At 53.8% G+C, this 20676-nt stretch carries 14 protein-coding genes and 1 pseudogene; 4 read left to right on the forward strand and 11 right to left on the reverse strand.

Annotated features, from left to right (window positions below; translation table 11 throughout):
- Nucleotides 1–279: 279 nt before the first annotated feature.
- A complete protein-coding gene (gene hrpA / locus LC431_RS21500) occupies nucleotides 280–4155 on the forward strand; it encodes an ATP-dependent RNA helicase HrpA (protein WP_112152481.1) in 3876 nt (1291 codons plus the stop codon).
- A 75-nt stretch (nucleotides 4156–4230) separates the two neighbouring features.
- On the opposite strand, the gene LC431_RS21505 is transcribed toward hrpA, so the two are convergent.
- The 5 genes from LC431_RS21505 to rstA all read right to left on the reverse strand — a co-directional run bounded on the left by LC431_RS21505 (nucleotide 4231) and on the right by rstA (nucleotide 9774).
- Entirely contained in the window at nucleotides 4231–5112 is an 882-nt protein-coding gene (locus tag LC431_RS21505) for a serine protease (RefSeq protein ID WP_013575406.1), read from the reverse strand.
- 338 nt (nucleotides 5113–5450) lie between these two features.
- Nucleotides 5451–5819, reverse strand: coding sequence for an acid resistance repetitive basic protein Asr (gene asr, locus LC431_RS21510; protein WP_015697278.1), 369 nt, complete (start codon nucleotides 5817–5819; stop codon nucleotides 5451–5453).
- Nucleotides 5820–6237: 418 nt separating this feature from the next.
- Entirely contained in the window at nucleotides 6238–7719 is a 1482-nt protein-coding gene (locus tag LC431_RS21515) for a carboxypeptidase M32 (RefSeq protein ID WP_112198572.1), read from the reverse strand.
- On the reverse strand, nucleotides 7703–9046 hold the full coding sequence (gene rstB / locus LC431_RS21520; RefSeq protein WP_013575409.1) for a two-component system sensor histidine kinase RstB: 1344 nt from the start codon (nucleotides 9044–9046) through the stop codon (nucleotides 7703–7705). Before rstB ends, LC431_RS21515 begins: the two co-directional genes overlap by 17 nt.
- Nucleotides 9043–9774 (reverse strand): two-component system response regulator RstA, encoded by a 732-nt coding sequence (gene rstA / locus LC431_RS21525; RefSeq protein WP_013575410.1) that lies wholly within the window; start codon nucleotides 9772–9774, stop codon nucleotides 9043–9045. The genes rstB and rstA overlap by 4 nt, the downstream gene beginning before the upstream one ends.
- Nucleotides 9775–9991: 217 nt before the next feature.
- Between rstA and LC431_RS21530 the strand changes: the two genes are divergently transcribed.
- A complete protein-coding gene (locus tag LC431_RS21530; RefSeq protein ID WP_013575411.1) occupies nucleotides 9992–10411 on the forward strand; it encodes a hypothetical protein in 420 nt (139 codons plus the stop codon).
- A 66-nt stretch (nucleotides 10412–10477) separates the two neighbouring features.
- On the opposite strand, the gene LC431_RS21535 is transcribed toward LC431_RS21530, so the two are convergent.
- From LC431_RS21535 to LC431_RS21545, 3 genes are read right to left on the reverse strand one after another with little or no spacing between them, the layout of a single operon-like run.
- Complete coding sequence (locus tag LC431_RS21535) at nucleotides 10478–11713, reverse strand: cytochrome c (protein ID WP_223510320.1); 1236 nt, start codon at nucleotides 11711–11713, stop codon at nucleotides 10478–10480.
- Nucleotides 11710–13473 carry a GMC family oxidoreductase gene (locus LC431_RS21540; RefSeq protein ID WP_013575413.1) on the reverse strand — a complete coding sequence of 588 codons (1764 nt, stop codon included), beginning with the start codon at nucleotides 13471–13473 and terminating at the stop codon, nucleotides 11710–11712. Before LC431_RS21540 ends, LC431_RS21535 begins: the two co-directional genes overlap by 4 nt.
- 15 nt (nucleotides 13474–13488) lie before the next feature.
- Nucleotides 13489–14238 carry a gluconate 2-dehydrogenase subunit 3 family protein gene (locus LC431_RS21545; protein WP_013575414.1) on the reverse strand — a complete coding sequence of 250 codons (750 nt, stop codon included), beginning with the start codon at nucleotides 14236–14238 and terminating at the stop codon, nucleotides 13489–13491.
- Between the two features lie 347 nt (nucleotides 14239–14585).
- Between LC431_RS21545 and LC431_RS21550 the strand changes: the two genes are divergently transcribed.
- Entirely contained in the window at nucleotides 14586–16094 is a 1509-nt protein-coding gene (locus tag LC431_RS21550; protein ID WP_223510321.1) for a YchO/YchP family invasin, read from the forward strand.
- A gap of 87 nt (nucleotides 16095–16181) precedes the next feature.
- Here LC431_RS21550 and narL read toward each other — a convergent pair whose 3' ends face one another.
- Nucleotides 16182–16832: a two-component system response regulator NarL gene (gene narL / locus LC431_RS21555; RefSeq protein WP_013575416.1), complete on the reverse strand. Its 651-nt coding sequence runs from the start codon at nucleotides 16830–16832 to the stop codon at nucleotides 16182–16184.
- Nucleotides 16829–18619, reverse strand: a complete 1791-nt coding sequence (narX, locus tag LC431_RS21560; RefSeq protein ID WP_013575417.1) for a nitrate/nitrite two-component system sensor histidine kinase NarX — start codon at nucleotides 18617–18619, stop codon at nucleotides 16829–16831. Before narX ends, narL begins: the two co-directional genes overlap by 4 nt.
- A gap of 363 nt (nucleotides 18620–18982) precedes the next feature.
- Between narX and LC431_RS21565 the strand changes: the two genes are divergently transcribed.
- A complete protein-coding gene (locus LC431_RS21565) occupies nucleotides 18983–20401 on the forward strand; it encodes a NarK family nitrate/nitrite MFS transporter (RefSeq protein ID WP_013575418.1) in 1419 nt (472 codons plus the stop codon).
- Between the two features lie 51 nt (nucleotides 20402–20452).
- Here LC431_RS21565 and LC431_RS21570 read toward each other — a convergent pair.
- Nucleotides 20453–20676 (reverse strand): annotated as a pseudogene (locus LC431_RS21570) (IS4 family transposase); the annotation flags it as partial.

The raw sequence follows: 20676 nt of genomic DNA on the forward strand, positions 1-20676 counted from the left end.
ATACATAGGGAATGGTTTTTTATAACCAGAACGTCCCCCGAATGGAACTTACTTTATTCACAAAGCTTATTCAGTGATAGCGCAATATTTAGAGACCTATCATCGATTTTTTTGAACAACTTTAATCCTGCGGCGTAATCACCCGTTTTCAGCATGTTCAATACCTTGTGTTAACATAGACACAAGCAGGCAAGGCTTAAACCTTCCTCATCACCCATTCAGATTCAGCTGGCGCAGACGTTTTGCTCTCCGGCTGACATGCAACAAGGAATTGTGAACGTGAAATCACCGCTCGCGGCATTATCAGCGCAGTTAGACGGGCTGATGCTACGTGACCGGCAACGCCTGCAACGCCGTTTGCAGGGTGCCAGAAAGATTGATAAACCTGAAGCACTCGACGCGTTAAGTGCTGAAATCCAGACCGCCATCAACGAGAGCCTGAAGAAAGTCAGTGCCCGTGAAGCCTCACGGCCAAAAATCAGCTATCCGGAAAACCTGCCGGTCAGCCAGAAGAAAGAAGACATCTATAACGCTATCCGCGATCACCAGGTAGTGATTGTCGCAGGTGAAACCGGCTCCGGTAAAACCACACAGATCCCGAAAATCTGTATGGAACTCGGTCGCGGGATTAAAGGCGTGATTGGTCATACTCAGCCGCGACGTCTGGCGGCGCGTACTGTGGCCAACCGTATTGCCGATGAGCTGGATACCACGCTGGGTAACACGGTCGGTTATAAAGTTCGCTTTAACGATCAGGTCAGTGAAAACACCCTCGTTAAGCTCATGACCGACGGTATCTTGCTGGCGGAGATCCAGCAGGATCGCATGCTGATGCAGTACGACACGCTGATCATCGATGAAGCGCATGAACGCAGCCTGAATATCGACTTTATCCTCGGTTACCTGCGTCAGTTGCTGCCAAAACGCCCCGATCTGAAAGTCATTATTACCTCGGCGACTATCGATCCGCAGCGGTTCTCGCGTCATTTTAATCATGCACCGATCATTGAAGTTTCCGGCCGGACGTATCCGGTTGACGTGCGTTATCGCCCGATTGTGGATGACGCAGATGATGTGGATCGTGACCAGTTGCAGGCGATTTTCGATGCGGTCGATGAACTCGGTCGCGAAAGCATGGGCGACATTTTGATCTTCATGAGCGGTGAGCGTGAAATTCGTGATACCGCCGATGCGCTGAACCGTCTGGATTTGCCTCACACCGAGATTTTGCCGCTGTATGCGCGGCTGTCGAACAGCGAGCAGAACCGCGTATTCCAGTCGCACTCCGGTCGCCGTATCGTGCTGGCGACCAACGTCGCCGAAACTTCACTGACCGTGCCGGGTATCAAATATGTCATTGATCCCGGCACCGCGCGTATCAGCCGCTACAGTTTCCGCACCAAAGTGCAGCGCCTGCCGATCGAACCGGTTTCGCAGGCGTCGGCTAACCAGCGTAAAGGCCGCTGCGGACGTGTTTCCGAAGGTATCTGTATCCGCCTGTATTCGGAGCAGGATTTCCTCTCGCGCCCGGAATTTACCGACCCTGAAATTCTGCGCACCAATCTGGCTTCCGTCATTTTACAAATGACCTCGCTGGGGCTGGGTGATATCGCTGCATTCCCGTTTGTTGAGGCGCCGGACAAACGCAATATTCAGGATGGCGTCCGCCTGCTGGAAGAGCTGAACGCCATTAATAACGCCGTCGATGGTCGCTATACGCTGACACCGCTCGGTCGTCAGTTGGCGCAGTTGCCGGTGGATCCGCGTCTGGCGCGCATGGTGCTGGAAGCACAGAAAAACGGCTGCGTACGTGAAGTGATGATCATTACCGCCGCGCTGTCGATTCAGGATCCGCGCGAGCGTCCGATGGAAAAACAGCAGGCGTCCGATGAAAAACATCGTCGCTTTGCCGACAAAGACTCTGATTTCCTGGCATTCGTAAACCTGTGGGATCACCTGCAGGTGCAGCAGAAAGCGCTGTCTTCTGCACAGTTCCGCAAATTGTGCCGCAGCGATTTCCTCAACTATTTGCGCGTGCGCGAGTGGCAGGACATTTACACCCAGTTGCGTCAGGTAGTGAAAGAACTGGGGCTGCCGGTGAACAGCCTGCCGGCTGAATACCGCGAAGTTCATTGCGCATTGCTGACCGGTTTGCTGTCGCATATCGGCCAGAAAGATGCCGATAAGCAGGAATATACCGGTGCACGCAATGCCCGTTTTGCGGTGTTCCCTGGCTCCGGATTATTCAAAAAACCGCCGAAATGGGTGATGGTCGCCGAACTGGTGGAAACCAGCCGCCTGTGGGGGCGTATTGCCGCGCGTATCGAACCGGAATGGATCGAGCCGCTGGCTCAGCATCTGGCGAAAAGCAGTTACAGCGAGCCGCACTGGGAAAAAGCCCAGGGCGCGGTGATGGCGACGGAAAAAGTCACGCTGTACGGCCTGCCGATTGTGGCGGCACGCAGGGTGAATTACGGCACGATTGATCCGGTCGTGTCACGGGAACTGTTTATCCGGCATGCGCTGGTGGAAGGCGACTGGCAGACCCGTCATGCGTTCTTCCGCGCTAACCTGCGTCTGCGCACCGAGGTCGAAGAACTGGAACACAAATCCCGTCGCCGCGATATTCTGGTTGATGACGAAACCCTGTTCCTGTTCTATGAACAACGCATCGGGCAGGAAGTGGTGTCGGCGCGTCATTTTGATACCTGGTGGAAAACGCAGCCGCAGGACAGCCTGAACTTTGAAAAAAGCATGCTGATCAAAGAGGGCGCGGGCAATATCAGCGCTCACGATTACCCGAATTTCTGGCATCAGGGCAATCTCAAACTGCGCGTGACCTATCAGTTTGAGCCGGGTACCGATGCTGACGGCGTAACGGTACATATTCCTTTACCGCTGCTCAATCAGGTGAGTGAAGAAGGTTTTGACTGGCAGATCCCGGGCATTCGTCGTGATCTGATCATGGCGCTGATTAAATCGCTGCCAAAACCCGTTCGCCGCAATTTTGTGCCTGCGCCAAATTACGCGGATGCCTTGCTCGGGCGCATCAAACCGTTCGAGATGCCGTTGCTGGATGCGATGGAAAAGGAACTGCGTAAGATGAGTGGCGTGACGGTGTCACGCGAAGACTGGCAGTGGGATCAGGTGCCCGATCATCTCAAAATGACATTCCGCATTGTCGATGATAAAAACAAAACGCTGCGTGAGGGCAAAGACCTGGCCGCGCTGAAATCTGGCCTGAAAGAGCAGGTTCAGCAAACGCTTTCTGCGGTGGCTGATGACGGTATCGAACAACGCGATCTGCATGTCTGGAGCTTTGGTACCTTACCGGAACGCTACGAACAAAAGCGCGGCGGCTATGAAGTAAAAGCTTATCCGGCGATTGTGGATGAGAAAGACAGCGTAGCGATCCGCCTGTTTGACAGTGAACTGGAACAGCAACAGGCAATGCTCAGCGGAATGCGACGTCTGCTGCTGCTGAACATTCCTTCACCGGTCAAATACCTGCATGAGAAGTTGCCGAACAAAGCCAAGCTGGGGCTGTATTTTAACCCCTATGGTAAAGTGCTGGATCTGATTGACGACTGCATTTCCTGCGGCATCGACAAACTGATTGCGGAGTCCGGCGGGCTGGTGTGGCGTGAAGAAGATTTCGCAAAACTGCATGAGCACGTGCGCGCCAACCTGAATGATACGGTGGTGCAGATTGCGATTCAGGTGGAGCAAATTCTGACGACCGTTTTCAGCATCAATAAACGGCTGAAAGGACGGATTGATATCAACATGGCGCTGGCGCTTTCAGATATCAAAACCCAGATGTCCGGCCTGATTTATCGCGGTTTCGTGACGCAAAATGGCTGGAAACGTCTGCCGGATACGCTGCGCTATTTGCAGGCGATTGAACGCCGGATGGACAAACTGGCGATGGATCCGCATCGCGACCGCGCGCAGATGCTGAAAGTGGAAAACATCCGGCAGCAATGGCAGCAGTGGTTCAACAAACTGCCGCCGGTGCGTCAGCAAAGTGATGAGGTGAAAGAAATACGCTGGATGATTGAAGAGCTGCGCGTCAGCTATTTCGCTCAGCAACTGGGCACGCCGTATCCGATTTCGGATAAACGGATTTTGCAGACCATGGAGCAACTGGTTTAACCGGTTCTCAGAACTAAAAAACCGCCTGATACACGAAGGCGGTTTTTTTATGCTCTGAAATGGTGATGCTTACGGTTACTGAGCGGGCGTCGTTACCGGCGTGCTCGCACTGATCACACCTGAGGACAGCGTATTCAGGGCATCGCGGATGGCCGGAACGGCCAGCGCACGGTTATCGGCCAGATAACGGTCTTGTGCCGCTGGCGCGGAACTTTGAATCGCGACCAGCGACCAGCCATCGGCATTTTTCAGCAGCAACGGTGAGCCGCTGTCGCCCGGCAAAGTATCGCAGCGATGCGATAACACACCCGGTTGCGCCCATCCGGTGATCAGACAATCCTGATGTACATACAAATCATCCAGATGATCTTCCGGGTATCCGGCCTGGGTCACTTTCCTGCCTTCCTGTTTCAGCAGAGCGGTCAGGTTGTCACGGGAGCCTTCCCACAATGGCAGGGGTTTGATCGGCAATGCCAGCTTTTCATCTGTCAGGCGAACCAGTGCGAAATCAAACGGTGCCGCTTTAGGCGGAACAATCCAGCCATCGCCATCCGCTTTCAGTTTCTTGCCCAATTTCGGATCCACCAGCGTTTGTAATGCGGTGATCTGATATCGCCATTTCTGATCATGAGAAATGAATCTCAGCGCCACGACTTTGTCTATTTTGCCCGGAGGCGCCAGCACACAATGGCCCGCCGTGAGGACAAGATGTTTAGAAATGAGCGTCGCGGTGCATAAATTGCCGCTCTCGGTTTCAATCTGCCCGATGGCCTGCCATGGCCAGTGCGCCGCCGCAGCCACCGGTGTGCGCTGATCGTGACCAAAGAAAAGGGCCGTTTTTTCTTTCATGCTGATGGAAGGTGTGTCGGAATCTGCATCATCAGGAGAGTCTGCATGTACAAGGGCACTGGCGGTAAAACAGAAAAAGCACAAAAACAGCGGTAACGCGATGCGCATAACATTCTGACCTTGAAAACAGGGAGAACCCGGGAAGCCGTAATTATGGAACGATTATAGACGGTTATGTTTCGTGGTGGATATATTTGTCTGGTAACTCAGCCTTTTGAGCCGATGACGGGCGTCATCGCGGGGTATCTCAGAAGTAGAAGAACAGGGTGATCAGACCGCAAAGGATCAGGGAACACAGGGTGATTTCGAACAGGTAGCGGCGCAGCATCTTCCATCAGTACCTCAAGATAGAAAACCGGAGAAAAAAACACCCGGCGAACCGGGTGTTAAATCATCAGTCTTGATAATGGTGAGTAGATACGCTCACAAAGACTTTTACTGACTACTTATGCTGCTGGAGTTGCTTTTGCAGCTGGAGCCGCTTTTTTAGCGTGTTTCACGTGTTTTTTAGCAGCCTGGGCTTTCTGAGCTACTGGTGCAGCTTTCTTAGCATGTTTCACGTGTTTTTTAGCAGCCTGCGCTTTCTGAGCTACTGGAGCCGCTTTCTTAGCGTGTTTCACGTGTTTTTTAGCAGCCTGCGCTTTCTGAGCTACTTTCTTGTGAGTTTTGTGCTTAGTCACATGCTTGGCAGCAGGTGCTGGAGCAGCGGTAGTTGCAGCAGCAGCTGGCGCCGGAGTTGCAGTAGTTTCAGCAGCGAAAGCGACAGAAGACAGACCCATTGCAGCGGCTACAACCAGAGCTAATACTTTTTTCATCTTTAATTCCTCAGAATTTTTGTTTAAGTGTCCACCCCACTGCGGGGCCGGTATGAAGAATACTAGGCGTGTTGGATCTGGTTGTCCGTGAGTGATTGGTTTCGGTGTGTAACGGAATGTACAAAGGAGGGGGGCGTAATAAAATCAGGAAATTACGGTGAAATTGGAGGATATAGCGATGGGGTTGCTACGGGGCAGTGGATCGCGTGTTTGCGTTTAATGCAAACTTCAACTTATTGATTTTGCTTTAAAACCCCACCCCAGCCCTCCCCTTCGCAGGGGAGGGAGCGGACCACGTGTTTGCTCCTCCCCCTGCGAAGGGGGAGGCGGGGAGGGGGTATTAATGGCAACTTCCCTTTTAAAGAAAACTTCAACTTATTGATTTATATTTAAAAAATCGACAACGCACGCCTTCCGCCTACAAGTATCGCCCTTCAAGATGCGCCCGGAAGAACGCCGGATTCAGCGTTTCGCCTGTCGCGTTTTTCATCAGCTGATCTGTCGTGAACCGGCTGCCGTGCTGCCAGATATTCTGTTGCAGCCACTGGAACAGGGCGGTCAGGTCGCCGCGGACAATGTCATCCTGCAACGTCGGAATGGCTTTGTTAGCCGTCTGGAACAACTGCGCGGCGTACATCGCGCCGAGGGTATATGTCGGGAAATAACCGAAGCCACCGTCGGTCCAGTGGATATCCTGCATGCAGCCGTCGCGGTAGTTGCCAACAGTGTCGATGCCAAGATATTCCTGCATCTTTCTGTTCCACAGGGCCGGAATATCATCAACTTCTATTTCACCTTCCATCAGCGCTTTTTCGATTTCATAGCGCAGAATGACGTGTGCCGGATAGCTCAGTTCATCGGCGTCAACACGGATAAGGCCCGGCTGGACGTGCTGGTTCAGCTTCATGAAGTTGCTTTCATCCAGCCCTTCACGGTGACCGAATTGCTCGATAACCAGCGGATACACAGATTTCAGGAACGGCTCGCTGCAACCCAGTTGCATTTCAAACAGCAGGCTTTGTGATTCGTGAACACCCATCGAACGGGCGTTGGAAACCGGCTGGCCCAGCCATTCTTTTGGCAGGTTTTGCTCGTAACGTGCATGACCGGTTTCGTGGATAACTCCCATCATGGCGCTGAGGAACTCATTTTCATTGTAACGCGTGGTGATACGTACATCCTGCGGAACCCCGCCACAGAACGGGTGCGCGCTGACATCCAGACGACCGGCATCGAAATTAAAACCCAGTTTACCCATCACTTTCAGACCAAGCTGCCGCTGTTTTTCGATGTCAAACGGCCCCTGTGGCGCAATACGGGTTTCGGATTTTTGCTTTTCAACCACGGTTTGTAACAGGTCCGGCAGCCAGGTTTTCAGATCGCCAAACAGCACATCCAGCTTCTGTGAGGTCATGCCCGGTTCGTATAAATCGAGCAGGGCGTCGTAACGACTGATGCCCGCAGCCTCGGCGCGCAACTGTGCTTCCTGACGGCTCAGCTTAACCACTTCTTTCAGGTTATCCGAGAAGCCTTCCCAGTCGTTCGATTTACGCTGGATACGCCACGCCTGCTCGCAACGTGCGCCGGCCAGTGATTTTGCCTGTACCAGGCTTTCCGGCAGCAAAGCCGCCTGCTGATAGTGACGGCGCATTTCGCGCAGATTGGCCTGCTCAACGTCATTAAGTTGTTCGCCGCTGGCCTGTTCCAGCCATTCACCGACCTGTTTCGCCGTGAGGATCTGATGCGTCAGCACGCTCAGTTCAGCCAGCGCTTCCGAGCGGGCTTGTCCGCCTTCCGGTGGCATCATGGCCGCGGCATCCCAGCCTGCAATAGCCGATAAATGGCCGAAGCGGGACAAACGGGCGAAGGTGTCGTGTAATTTTTTATAGGCGATGGTCATTGTGGCTCCCTTCCTGATTTTCGTGATTAGGCTGTTCTGCAGCCAGATTGAATGTGGGTTTTACCGGCCAGCTGAAACGCAGACTGGCACCGCCGAGCGGGCTGCCGTCAACGGCGATACGCCCCTGATAAGCGACGGCGATGGAATGGACGATTGCCAGCCCCAGCCCGCAGCCGCCGGTGGCGCGATCACGGCTCGGGTCCAGGCGAACAAAGGGCTCAAAGATGCGGGTACGTTCTTCCGGCGGGATGCCCGGCCCGTCGTCTTCAACCTGCAGGCAGGCGAGTTCACTGTCTAACCACAGGCTGACGCGCAATGTCTGTTGTGAATAGCGCAGACCGTTATTGACCAGATTGTCCAGCACACGCTCCATCAGACGTAAATCCACGCCGCCGAAATCGGCATTTTGCGGCGCGTCATAGAGAATGGTGCGCTCGGTGATCAGCCGGAAATCATCGACTTTGTCTTCCAGCCATTCGGCCAGATTGACTTTTTCCAGGTTAAGCGCCACCTGCGGACGGTCCAGACGTGCATAAGTCAGCAATTCGTCGATCAGCGCTTCAAGCTGCCCGATATCGCGGTTGATGGCATTTTGTTCGGATTCCGGCAGGTTTTCACTGATCGCCAGCCGGTAACGCAGGCGGACCAGCGGCGTACGCAGCTCATGGGCGATACCGTCGATCAGGAGTTTTTTACTGGCGACCAGCGTACTGATGTTGTCTGCCATCTGGTTAAAGGCCACGCCCAGCCGGTTAAGGCTGGAGGTGGAATCAAAATCAATACGTTCGTCGAGATGGCCGTTACCGAGGCGCAGCGCGGAGTTTTCCAGTCGCAGCAAATCCTGCCAGTGCGGGCGCATCCACAGGAATACCGGCAGGGCCAGCGATAAACCGATGAAGATCAGCAACCCCAGATCCAGCAGCCGCATTTCATGCATATAAAACAGGTACGGAATAGGGCCGACCACCAGCACATAATGGCTGCGCGGCACACGCTGAATGAAAGTGTATTCGTCATCAAGCGCAATAATTTCGCCGTCTTTAAGACGTTGATCCAGCACAGGGCTGAGTTTGCGTTTTCCGAGCGGCTCGATATGCAGTTTGAAAGACAGATTCAGATCCAGCGTATTGATGGTTTTGTTCCAGTCTTTAATCGGAATTTCCCGCAGTTCACTGCGCATCAGGTAGAGCGAACTTTTCATCAAATCGTTCATGGACTGACGGCCGGTACGTTCAGCGGTGACTTTGTAAACCAGTCCGACCAGCATCGCCATCACCAGAAAACAGACCAGCAGTAACAGAAAGAACTGGATGAAAAGCTTTTTCATTCCTGTAACGTCTCCCAGGCGTTGGGAGCAAACAGATAGCCTTTATTGCGCACGGTTTTGATGCGAAATGGCTCAAGGGTGTTGTCATACAGTTTGCGACGCAGGCGGGAGATCGCGACATCAATGCTGCGATCCAGCCCGTCATAGCTGACCCCGCGAAGGTTTTTCAGCAGCGCTTCGCGATCCATAATGCGCCCGGCGTGTGTTGCCAGTTCCCACAACAAATCAAAGTCGGAGGTAGAAAGAACGATCGTTTCATCCACCAGTGTCACTTCGCGGTTAACCGGGTCGATGCACAACTGACCGAAATGCAGGGCATTGCCGCTTTTGAGCGTCTGAACCGGTTGTTCATTTTGGCTATTCTGCGCCGGACTCTGACGTAAATGCAGCCGCAAACGGGCCAGAAGTACCGCTGGTGGCGTTGTTTTCAGGATGTAATCACTGGCGCCCATTTCAAGCGACAAAATGTGGTTCATGTCGCTGTCGAGTGATGTGAGCAACACAATCGGGCCGGGGAAGATCGGGCGTAAATCGCGGCATAATGTCATGCCATCTTTACCCGGCAGCATGATGTCGAGCAGAACCAGATCGGGTTTTTCTTTTTCAATACGCGCCTGCGCGGTATCGCCACGCGGTTCAACCAGCACGTCGATATCGTGTTTACCCAGATAGGCGGCGATCAGGTTGCCGACTTCTGCATCATCTTCTACAAAAACGATTTTATTCATTGGCTTGCTGCTTTAAGAAATCCGGTGATTAGCATAGCGTGACCCGCAGGGCGACGCTATCGTGCTAGCGTAATAGAACATGTCAGTTTCCGTTACGGAAAGCACCGGAAGCGACTGGCAAAGTGTTAGTGAATTATGCCATTATATAGCTGAATATCTTCGGCGTTATACATTGATTAAATAATTGATTGACCCTGACCAGGAAGAGGAAGAGGGGATGAATGAAAACCGCCTGGTACCCGATGCGCGCAGTCAACAAGCATCCTTTGACTACATGGAATACTTGTCCGCATCCTGCAAAAAGAAATGGAGTTTTGTCGACGCTATTTATGGCGTGATGCCGTTCTTTGGCATGGTTCTGAAATCCCGTTCGAAAAAAGAAAAATCCAGGCAGGAAGCGTTGCGCGCACTGGCCTTACAGGTAGTTTCCACCCAGGTCAGCGACGAGACCAATATTGTCCGGCTGATTGAACTGGCTGAGCAGCAGAATATGTACAGCATTGATATTAATCTGCCGTACTCGCTGACTGAAGAACAGCTCACTGCAATAAAAGTAGAATGCAAACATCTGGTGCAATTAAACCAGAATAATGATCATCTGTTGGTGCAGATTATGCAGATGCCGCCCCGGCACTGATTTCTCCATGATGCATTCAAAATAAAGGCCGCTCTCGCGGCCTTTAACATTTCAGCAGATCCCTGCTTATTTCTTCAGTTCTGCGCGTAACTCTTTCACGTCTGAGGCAGAAACCGGCGCGGCGGCATTTCCCCAACTGTTACGGATATACGTCAGCACGTTAGCGACATCAGCATCGCTCATGTTGGCATCAAACGATGGCATCGACGGCGCGGTCGGTTGGCTGTCGGTAGCCACCGGACGGCTGCCCGTCAGCACCACGCGGATAAGCGATGTGGCGTTGGTCTGGTTGATGAGCGGTGAATCGGCCAGGCGCGGGAACAGACCTTCCTGACCTTTTCCGGCTGGCGTATGGCATGCGGAACACCGGTCAGCATAGATATTTTTCCCGGCCACCATCGCCTTATCATCGGCTTTCACCGGTGCAGGGGCTTTGCTGCCGCTGTCATGACCGCTGTCTTTCAGGTACACCGCCACGGCTTTGAGATCAGCATCCGCCCAGTGCTGAGACGAATTGGTGACTTCTTCCGCCATCGGACCGGAAGCGATATCGAAACGGTTAGACCCGGTTTTCAAATATTGCATCAGATCTTCCTGCGTCCAGTTGCCGACACCGGTGTGCTTGTTGCTGGTGATGTCCGGCGCGACCCAGCCTTCTACCACTGCGCCTTGCAGGAACTCGCTGTCCTTGTCGCCGCCAATCATATTTTTCGGTGTATGACAGGTGCCGCAGTGTCCCAGACCTTCAACGATATACGCGCCACGGTTCCATTCCGCTGATTTATCCATCTGCGGTTTGAATTCGCCTTGGGTGAAGTTCAGCCAGTTCCAGCCCATCAGGCTGGTACGCACGTTGAACGGGAACGGCAACTGATTAGTCTCGACTTCGTGATGCACCGGTTGCAGGGTTTGCAGATATGCCCAGATGGCGGCGTTATCTTCGCGGGTTACTTTGGTGTAGGCCGTGAACGGCATCGCACCGTAAAGACGTTTGCCGCCGTGGCCGATGCCTTCGGACATCGCGCGCTGGAAGTCATCGAACGTCCATTTGCCGATACCGGTTTGCACATCTGGCGTAATGTTTGCGCCGACCAGACGGCCAAACGGTGTTTCAATCGGTACGCCACCGGCGAAAGGTTTGGCATCCGGCGTGGAGGCGGTATGACAGGCGGCGCAGTCGCCCACCGTTGCCAGATACCGGCCACGTTCCACCTGTTCGAAAGAGCCGTCGCCTGCCGCGTGGGCCAGCCCGCTGATGCTCAAAGCCAGTAAACCGAGTGAGAATGAGGTTAACTTTTTCATGCGATCATCTCTCCCGGTTTTTTCAGATAGTAGTTACGGATTGCATGGGCGGCTTTGAACGCCAGCGCGCCGACTGTGCCGGTCGGGTTATAGCCCGGGTTTTGCGGGAAGGCAGACGCGCCGACCACGAACAGATTAGGCACATCCCAGACTTGCAGGTGTTTGTTCACTGAGCTGGTGGACGGATCCGCGCCCATCACAAATCCGCCGACCACGTGGGAAGACTGATACGGCGTACCGTTCCAGTGGCCTTTCATCGGATTAGCGACCAGCTGACGCGGATTCATCGCTTTGGCGATTTCGGCCACTTTACCGGTGCAATACGCGGCCATTTTCAGATCGTTTTCCGGGAAATCGAAGGTCACGCGCAGCAGCGGGCGACCCAGACGGTCTTTATAGTTCGGATCCAGCGACAGATAGTTGGTTTTGGTGGTGTAGCTGCTGGCCTCACAGCCGATCGACATCGAGCTGAGATAGTTGGCGACCGTGGCTTTTTTCCATTCGCTGCCCCATTTCGGCGTTCCCGGCGGAACAGGGCGGTAGCCGATGGGCGCACCGCCGATGGGTGTGACACGGATACTGCCACCGCCAAAGAAGCCCAGACCACTGTGATCGAAGTTGTCATTGTTGAAATCGTCGATGCCCATCCCGACCGCGCCTGCACCGATGAACGGGTTAAAGTTTTTGTCATCGAAGAACAGCTGTACACCGTTGGCGGTCTGATAAGCGTAATTACGGCCCGTGGTGCCGCTTAAGGTGACCGGGTCATAGGGTTTACCGATACCGGAAAGCAACATCAGACGGACGTTTTCGAAGGTAAAGGCACTGACGATCACCAGATCAGCCGGTTGTTCCCACTCGTCACCGGACGAGTCGATATAGACCACACCTGTGGCGCGTTTACCGGTGGAATCGGTCAGCACCTGCATCACTTCACAGTTGGTGCGGGCTTCGAAATTCTCCTTGCGGATCAGTGCCGGTAATACGGTAGTGATGGCGCTGGCCTTGGAATAGTTCGCGCAGCCGTAGTTGGTGCAGAAGCCGCAGTAGGTACAGGGTCCCATTTTTACACCGAGCGGGTTGGTGTAAGGCTCGGAAATCAGGGAAGAGGGCACAGGGAACGCTTTGTAGCCCATATTGCGCGCGGCTTCAGCAAACAGTGTCGGGCCGTAAGGCTGATCCATCGGGCGGGTCGGATATTCAATCGAGCGCATCCCTTCATACGGGTTACCGCCGTCATGATGTTCGCCGTTCACGTTACTGGCTTTACCGGAAACCCCGGCCAGACGTTCGAAAGAGGCGTAATGCGGTTCCATTTCGTCCCAGTCGGTGCCCCAGTCTTGCAGAACTAACTCTTCCGGGATGGCGTTCGCGCCGTAACGTTCAGTCAGATGGCTTTTCAGGCGGAATTCATCTGGCTGGAAACGGAAGGTGATCCCCGCCCAGTGGTTGCCTGCGCCGCCGGTGCCGTTACCCGGATGGAAAGATCCCCATTCGCGCATCGGCAAAGCCGTTTGCGCCGGATTGTTGCGGATGGTGATGGTGTTCTGACGGGTGCGTAACATCAGTTCCTGACGGGTGTTGTAACGCAATTCATCAGTAACGGTCGCTACGTTGAAATCGCGCGCCGTATCACGCCACGGACCGCGTTCAATCGCCACCACATTCAGACCTTCGTCGCACAATTCATTGGCGATGATCGAGCCGGCCCAGCCGAGTCCGATCACCACCACGTCGGTTTTGGGTAATTTTTTTGCCATAATATTGTTCTGCCCTTAGCTTTTCATTTTCCATGCGTCGCCGCCGGAAATGCTCAGCGGTTCGAGATCGAGTTTCTGGTTATGTTTGCCGACATATTCGCGGTAGTCGTAGCGTGCGCCAGGAAAGCCCAGCATTTTCCACGACACCATATTGCGGTTACCGCCATAAATCGGGTCAGCGAAGAAACCTTCCATCGTGTTCTTAAGTGCAATGGCGAAGAACAATTTGGAATCGATCCCATCAAGGGCAATTTTTCCACTCTCAAGGCCTGACAGGATTTGATCCTGTTGGTCACCGGGCAGATCTTTGAATAATTTCTGATGCTGTGACCGGGTGTATTTATCCAGTGCGGCCAGACCAAGACGGTAACGCTGTTGCGGAACCAGCGGTGACTGGTCACCTTGTTCCGGTGTACCGTCCTGGAAAGGGCCTTGCATATAGAGGCGGGAATAAGTGCCGTAGAATCCGGCCAGCTGACGGTCGATAAACACTGCGCATCCGGCATCTTTACCGCCCACGCTCAGGTCATCGGCGGGCACCAGACGGTCAACAATAGCTTCCATAGCAGCGGCTTCGGCGTCGGTGAAGAACGCCCAGCCATCGGTCTCAATCTGCGGCGGCGGGCTGGCGTCAAAGGGGCTCCACACGGGCGTGCCTTTGAGCGTCACCGCGTTTGCGGCTTTGGCGGCACCCAGTACTGCGGAGGCGGCCGTGAAGGAGAGAATTTGTCTGCGGGTCACGCCGGGCAAGGTTTTTTTGCTCATTTATGTTCCCTGTTGGTATACATCACTTTAAGGTCCGGACGCACTCTGCCAGGGCAGTCGGGTGGCGTCGGGATAATCGTTAACCTGCTAAGGATAAATGAAAACAGACTGTAAAGATAAATGGTTGGTTTGTTAAAAATGTTATCAAATGTGTGCAATGATATCTCTGGTGTTATTTTAGGTGATATTTTTTGTGATGTGACGGCAAATCATCCATGTATTCACTATGGAAATGAATTGGCATGATTTCATTTAAGGAAATGATGTATGTGGCCGTTCGTGGCGTGAAGGTTGAATTATGCTGACCGTGCGGTAAGATCAAACCTTACGGGCAAAATGTGTAAGGTATGACTGACGTCACAGATTTTTTTTCTGATTTATTGAAGCGATTTGCAGGCAAGACCTGCGCCTCTTTGCTGATGGCTGGGGGAACCGCCTTCTATGCTGTAAGCGCCAGTGCGCTGACGGCAGAACCCACCGAATACGGCGCACTCAGCTATAACCTCAGCGGTTTTCTGCCTGCCAGCGACGAAAGTTCTGTCTTTAACAATGGCACCCCGACCCAACCGTCTCAGACGTTACCGAGCCTTGGCAGCCAGTATATCCATAACAATACCGGACCGACGGCCACTGAAAAACAACTTGCTACCACGCTGAAAGAGCTGGGAGCCACCACTACGGACAGCGATGATCCCCTGCGTGTGCAGGCGGAGACGCTGGCGTTGAGTCAGGCCGCGAAACTGGTGCAAAAAGAAACCAGCAGTTTGCTTTCGCCGCTGGGAACAGTCAGCACCTCACTGGATATGACCGGGCGTAATCTTGACGGCAGCTCCGGCCGGCTTTTCAGCCCGCTATATAATTCTCAAACCAATCTGGTTTACAGCCAGATTGGCCTGCAAAGCGAGACGGATGCCACTGTCGGTAATTTCGGCCTGGGCCAGCGCTTCAACACCGGCGCGTGGATGCTGGGATATAACGCTTTTGTGGATAATGATTTCGATCATCAGCTGACGCGCGGCAGTCTGGGCGCGGAAGCCTGGACAGATTACCTGCGTTTCTCCACCAATTATTATCATCCGTTTTCGTCCTATAAAGCCGACAGCAGTACGTCTGCGCAACTGCGCCGTCAGGCGCGTGGCTATGACATCACCACCAAAGGCTATTTACCGTTCTACCGCCAGTTGGGGGCTTCGCTGAGTTATGAGCAGTATTTCGGTCATCAGGTGGATTTGTTCGGCAACGGCACGCGGCAGAGTAATCCCTCGGCGGTGTCGTTTGGCGTGAATTACACACCGGTACCGCTGGTGACGGTGATGGCCGAGCATCAGGCCGGGCAGGATGGCGATAATCAGGATGTGGTGAAGCTGACCCTCAATTACCGGCTGGGTGTGCCGCTGGATCAACAATTGTCTTTCCTGAATGTCGCGGCAGCGCGCTCGCTGCGCGGAAGCCGCATGGACATGGTTGATCGCAATAATATGCCGGTGATGGAATTCAAACAGCGTAAAACCTTGTCGGTGTTTTTAGCCACGCCGCCGTGGTCATTGCAGCCGGGTGAAACTGTGCCGCTGAAACTGCAACTGCGCGCGCTGAATTCAGTGGTGGCGCTGAGCTGGCAGGGCGATACGCAGGCGCTGAGCCTGACGCCACCCGCGAATAACCGTAATCCCGATGGCTGGAGTGTGATTGTGCCGCCGTGGGATGATTCCCCGGACGCCACCAACATTTATCGTCTGTCGGTGACCGTGGAAGACAGTAAATCGCAGAAAGTGACGTCAAACTGGATCACCCTCAATGTATCCCCGCCGCTGACTGCGCAACCGCAATACGGCAACGACGCGGGGCTGAATTTCTGATCGAGCCACTGCACTGATGGTCTGGCTTTTTGCTCCTCCCCCAGCGAAGGGGGAGGCAGGGAGGGGGGTTTAAAGGCTAACACCTTGTTAAAGCACATTACTCTGCAACACCCATACCGCCGCTTCGACGCGGGATTTGAGTTTCATTTTTTTCAGCAGATGTTTGACGTGCACTTTCACCGTGCTTTCGGTGATATTCAACCGGCGGGCGATCATTTTGTTCGGTAAACCTTCAGCGATCAGTTTGATGATGTCGCGTTCGCGCGGCGTCAGGGACTGAATATCGCGGTCACCGCTCGGGCGGCTTTCACGCAGGCTGGCGGCAAGCACCGGCGTCAGCGCTTCGCTCAGCACCATCTTCCCGGCGGCGGCGTTATGCAACGCGGCCAGCAAATCTTCCGGTTCCATATCTTTCAGTAAATAACCATCCGCGCCACGTTTCAGGGCTGTCACCACGTCATCTTCGTGATTCGACACGCTGAATACCACGATACGACCGGAAAGCGAGGTCTGGCGCATGCTGTCGAGGGTATCCAGCCCGTTCATGCCCGGCATATTCAGATCCAGCAGGATCAGATCCGGGTCGAGCTGTTTCGCCAGTTCAACGCCTTGTTCGCCATTGCTGGCTTCGCCAATGACCTTGAGACGCGAGTCCAGCGCGATCAGCTGTTTCACGCCGTTACGCAGCATAGGATGATCGTCAATCAGCAAAATAGTGGAAGGGGTGATGTCGTTCATACTTGCTCCTGGGGATTGACAGGCAGGGCTTCCGGACGGAAACGCACCGTGACTTCTGTGCCGCCATCCGGGCGTCGGGCGACCCGACAGCTGCCGTGTAAGGTACTGGCGCGATCCTGCATGATGATCAGGCCATAATGATTTTGTCGCTCGACGTCCTGTGAAATGCCTTCGCCGTTGTCACAAACACACATGTTGATTTCGCCGTCATGACAGTGCAGTGAAAGCGATACCTGCGTGGCGTTAGCGTGTTTGTAAACATTGTTCAGGGCTTCACGGGCGATGTGCAGCAGGTGAATACCCTGATTGGCCGGCACGGAACGCGGCGGGATCTGGTAATCAAAACCGATGGACAAACCCATGCGGCGCGAGAATTCATCCACGGTATGTTGCAGCGCAGCACGCAGGCCGGGAGTATTGAGCGTCAGTCGGAACGTGGTCAGCAGTTCCCGCAACTGACGATAAGCGGTACTCAGTTCCTCACGCATTTGCTGCAACAGATTTTTATCTTCTTCAGAGAACGTGTCAGCGTGCATTTGCAGGCAGGCCACCTGAATTTTCAGGCACGACAGCGATTGTGCCAGCGAATCGTGCAGTTCGCGGGCGATGGCTGAGCGTTCTTCCATCAGCATTAACTGCTGCTGATGTTCTGCCTGACGCGCCAGCATCAGGGTGCTGGTGAGCTGTTCCAGCAGGGTATGTAGCAGTTGCTGCTGATCGTCATCCAGATACTGGCCCGGCGGCAACTGTGCCAGCAACACACCGTAATTTTCACGATCGTCGCGCAGGCTCCAGCTCAGGGATTCGCCGCCGTCATCCGCATGTTCACCGACCTTAGGGCTGTCAGGCTGACGGGGTGAAGCATGGCTAAATTCATTGAACACTTCCACACTGTTATTTTCGTATTGCCGCAACTGAATGCCGCTCAGCGGAGTCAGTGACTGTAACTCTTTCAGCACCGGCTCCATGCGCACCTCAAGCGGGTCGCTGGTGTGAAGCTGACGGCTCACACGGTACAGATAATCCAGCATCTGATTTTTTTGTTGCAGGTCGGCGGTTTTTTCTGCCACGCGCTGCGCCAGATTATCAACCATCTCCGCCAGCGCCAGCGACATGCTGTTAAGCGAATCGCCGAGAATATCCATTTCATTATGCGCATCGCCATTCGCCACACGTTTGCGCTGATAGCGGTGGCTGAAATCCCCGGCGGTAATGGCGCTGGCCTGTGCGAGCAGGCTTTTCCAGGGCGTTAACAGATGGCGGCGCAGGAACCAGATGGTCAGCGCCATCAGTAATACAGTGACCGCCACCAGCCCGCGCTGAATCAGCGAAATCTGTTGCAGATGGTATTCGGTTTTGTACTCAAGTGCGGCGACCAGCACATCAAGCTGGCCGACAAATACGGCGATATTGGCTGATACATCTTGCGGATGCTTAGCCGCCAGAAGCTGGTCGCGCAGGGTAGTTTGCCAGTACTGACGTAACGCCAGAAACTGCGGTTGCAGGTTTTCGCGCTCTACCGCCTGTAATAAATCGGCGCTGCTTTCGTCAGCTTCCATCTGGCTGATATAACGGGCACTGGTTTCGCTCAGAGGGACCTGCGACAACAGCCGGTAACTCTGCATACGCAGTGAACCTGCTTTATTAATCGCATGGGCGTTGCCTTCGATACTGCCCGCCATCCACGCCGCCATGCTCATTCCGCCAATGCCCAGAAGGCCGAGCAGCAGCATCAGCAATGTGATCTGGCTGATGAGCGACAAAGAAGGCAGTGCGCGTTTAAACATGAATAGTATTTCCTGAACCTATATCGAAAGCTGCGGATACCGTGCCGGGCTGACGCCAGCCTGTACAGAGTGGGCATTTTTTATGATCAGAGGAAGTTTCCCTATACCTCTTTATGGTTACTCCTTTATTTCCATCTGATTTATACCTTCATTAGATGAAAGAATATTTCTTCATCAACTTTATGAATACTAGCAGTTTATTCTTTTTTCACCGGATACTCACAAAGGATTCATGGTCATTTTTCCTGCATTATCCACCTGCGATTGCGTTGATTTGTATCAACATCCTGAAGCGGGGCTCTACCTAGTGTGTGCGACATAACTTAATCATTACAACAACAATGCGTTGCCACCGAGGTACACATGTCACACACATCAGCTTCACCGACGGAAAAACCGTCACGCCTGCTGCAGGACTGGCGTCCGGAAGATCCGGCCTTTTGGGAAAAGACCGGGCATAAAGTGGCCAGCCGTAATTTATGGATTTCCGTGCCGTGTTTGTTGCTGGGGTTCTGCGTCTGGATGCTGTTCAGCCTGGTCTCCGTTAACCTCAATAAAGTCGGTTTTAACTTCACCACGGATCAGTTGTTTATGCTGACCGCTATTCCGTCCGTGTCCGGCGCACTGTTACGCGTGCCTTACTCCTTTATGATCCCACTGTTCGGCGGCCGCCGCTGGACAGCCATCAGTACCGTGTTTCTGGTGCTGCCGTGCCTGTGGCTGGGTTTTGCGGTGCAGGATACCACCACGTCGTATAACGTTTTCCTGATCATTGCGCTGTTGTGCGGTTTCGGTGGAGCAAACTTCGCCTCGAGCATGTCCAATATCAGCTTCTTCTTCCCGAAAGCGAAGCAGGGCGGCGCATTAGGGATCAATGGTGGTCTGGGTAATCTGGGCGTGAGCGTGATGCAACTGGTTGCGCCGCTGGTCATCTCCCTGGGTGTGTTTGCGGCTTTCAGCGATAAACAAACGCTGGCGAACGGTGCGGACATGTGGCTGCAAAATGCGGCGTGGATCTGGGTACCCTTTTTGATCATCGGTACGCTTGCTGCCTGGTTTGGTATGAACGATCTTGCGTCTTCTAAAGCCTCAATCCGCCAGCAGTTGCCGGTGCTGAAACGCGGTCATCTGTGGATCATGAGCATATTGTATCTGGCGACTTTCGGCTCGTTTATCGGTTTCTCCGCCGGTTTTGCGATGTTGACTAAAACCCAGTTCCCCGACGTTAACATCCTGCAATTCGCCTTCTTCGGCCCGTTCTTTGGCGCGCTGGCGCGTTCTGCGGGAGGCATGCTGTCAGACCGCCTTGGCGGTATTCGCGTAACCCTGGTGAATTACATCGTCATGGCGATTTTTGCCGGTTTACTGTTCCTGACCTTGCCGGTCGGCGGCGCGGGCGGCAACTTCCCGGCATTCTTCGCGGTATTTATGGTGCTGTTCCTGACGGCCGGTTTGGGCAGTGGCTCTACCTACCAGATGATTGCGGTGATTTTCCGCAAACTCACTACCGACCAGGCTAAAGCGCGTGGCGCCAGCGATGATGAAGCGCTGCGTGAAGCGGTGACGGATACTGCTGCGGCGCTCGGTTTTATCTCTTCAATCGGCGCGATTGGCGGTTTCTTTATTCCTAAAGCGTTCGGGACTTCACTGGCGCTGACCGGTTCACCGGCTGGCGCGATGAAAGTCTTCCTGGTGTTTTACGTGGTCTGTGCGCTGATCACCTGGCTGGTGTACTGGCGCAAACTAAACAAAGGTTTTGCCACCAAACAAGTCAAAAGCTAATCACGATACTCAGTGACGGAAATATAAAGAAGGGGCTTCGGCTAATGCCGGTCACTTAAGGTGACCGGCATTGTTTTTTAAGGGATATTTCGACCTTTTTTCTCTCACTTCCCTGACATATTCACGCTCACGTCTCGAGGGCAGTTTGAGCATCGCTGCGTTGCTGTAAAAATGCTTCAGATGACCCGGGATGGCTCCCGCTGATGCCCACGGCAGCCCGATTAACAACCGTAATATCTCCGACACTGCACCGCTAAAACTCAGCTGATAAGGCA

Source organism: Rahnella sp. GSA61A (assembly GCF_019969905.1).
In the GTDB taxonomy this organism is placed as follows: Bacteria; Pseudomonadota; Gammaproteobacteria; order Enterobacterales; family Enterobacteriaceae; genus Rahnella; species Rahnella aceris.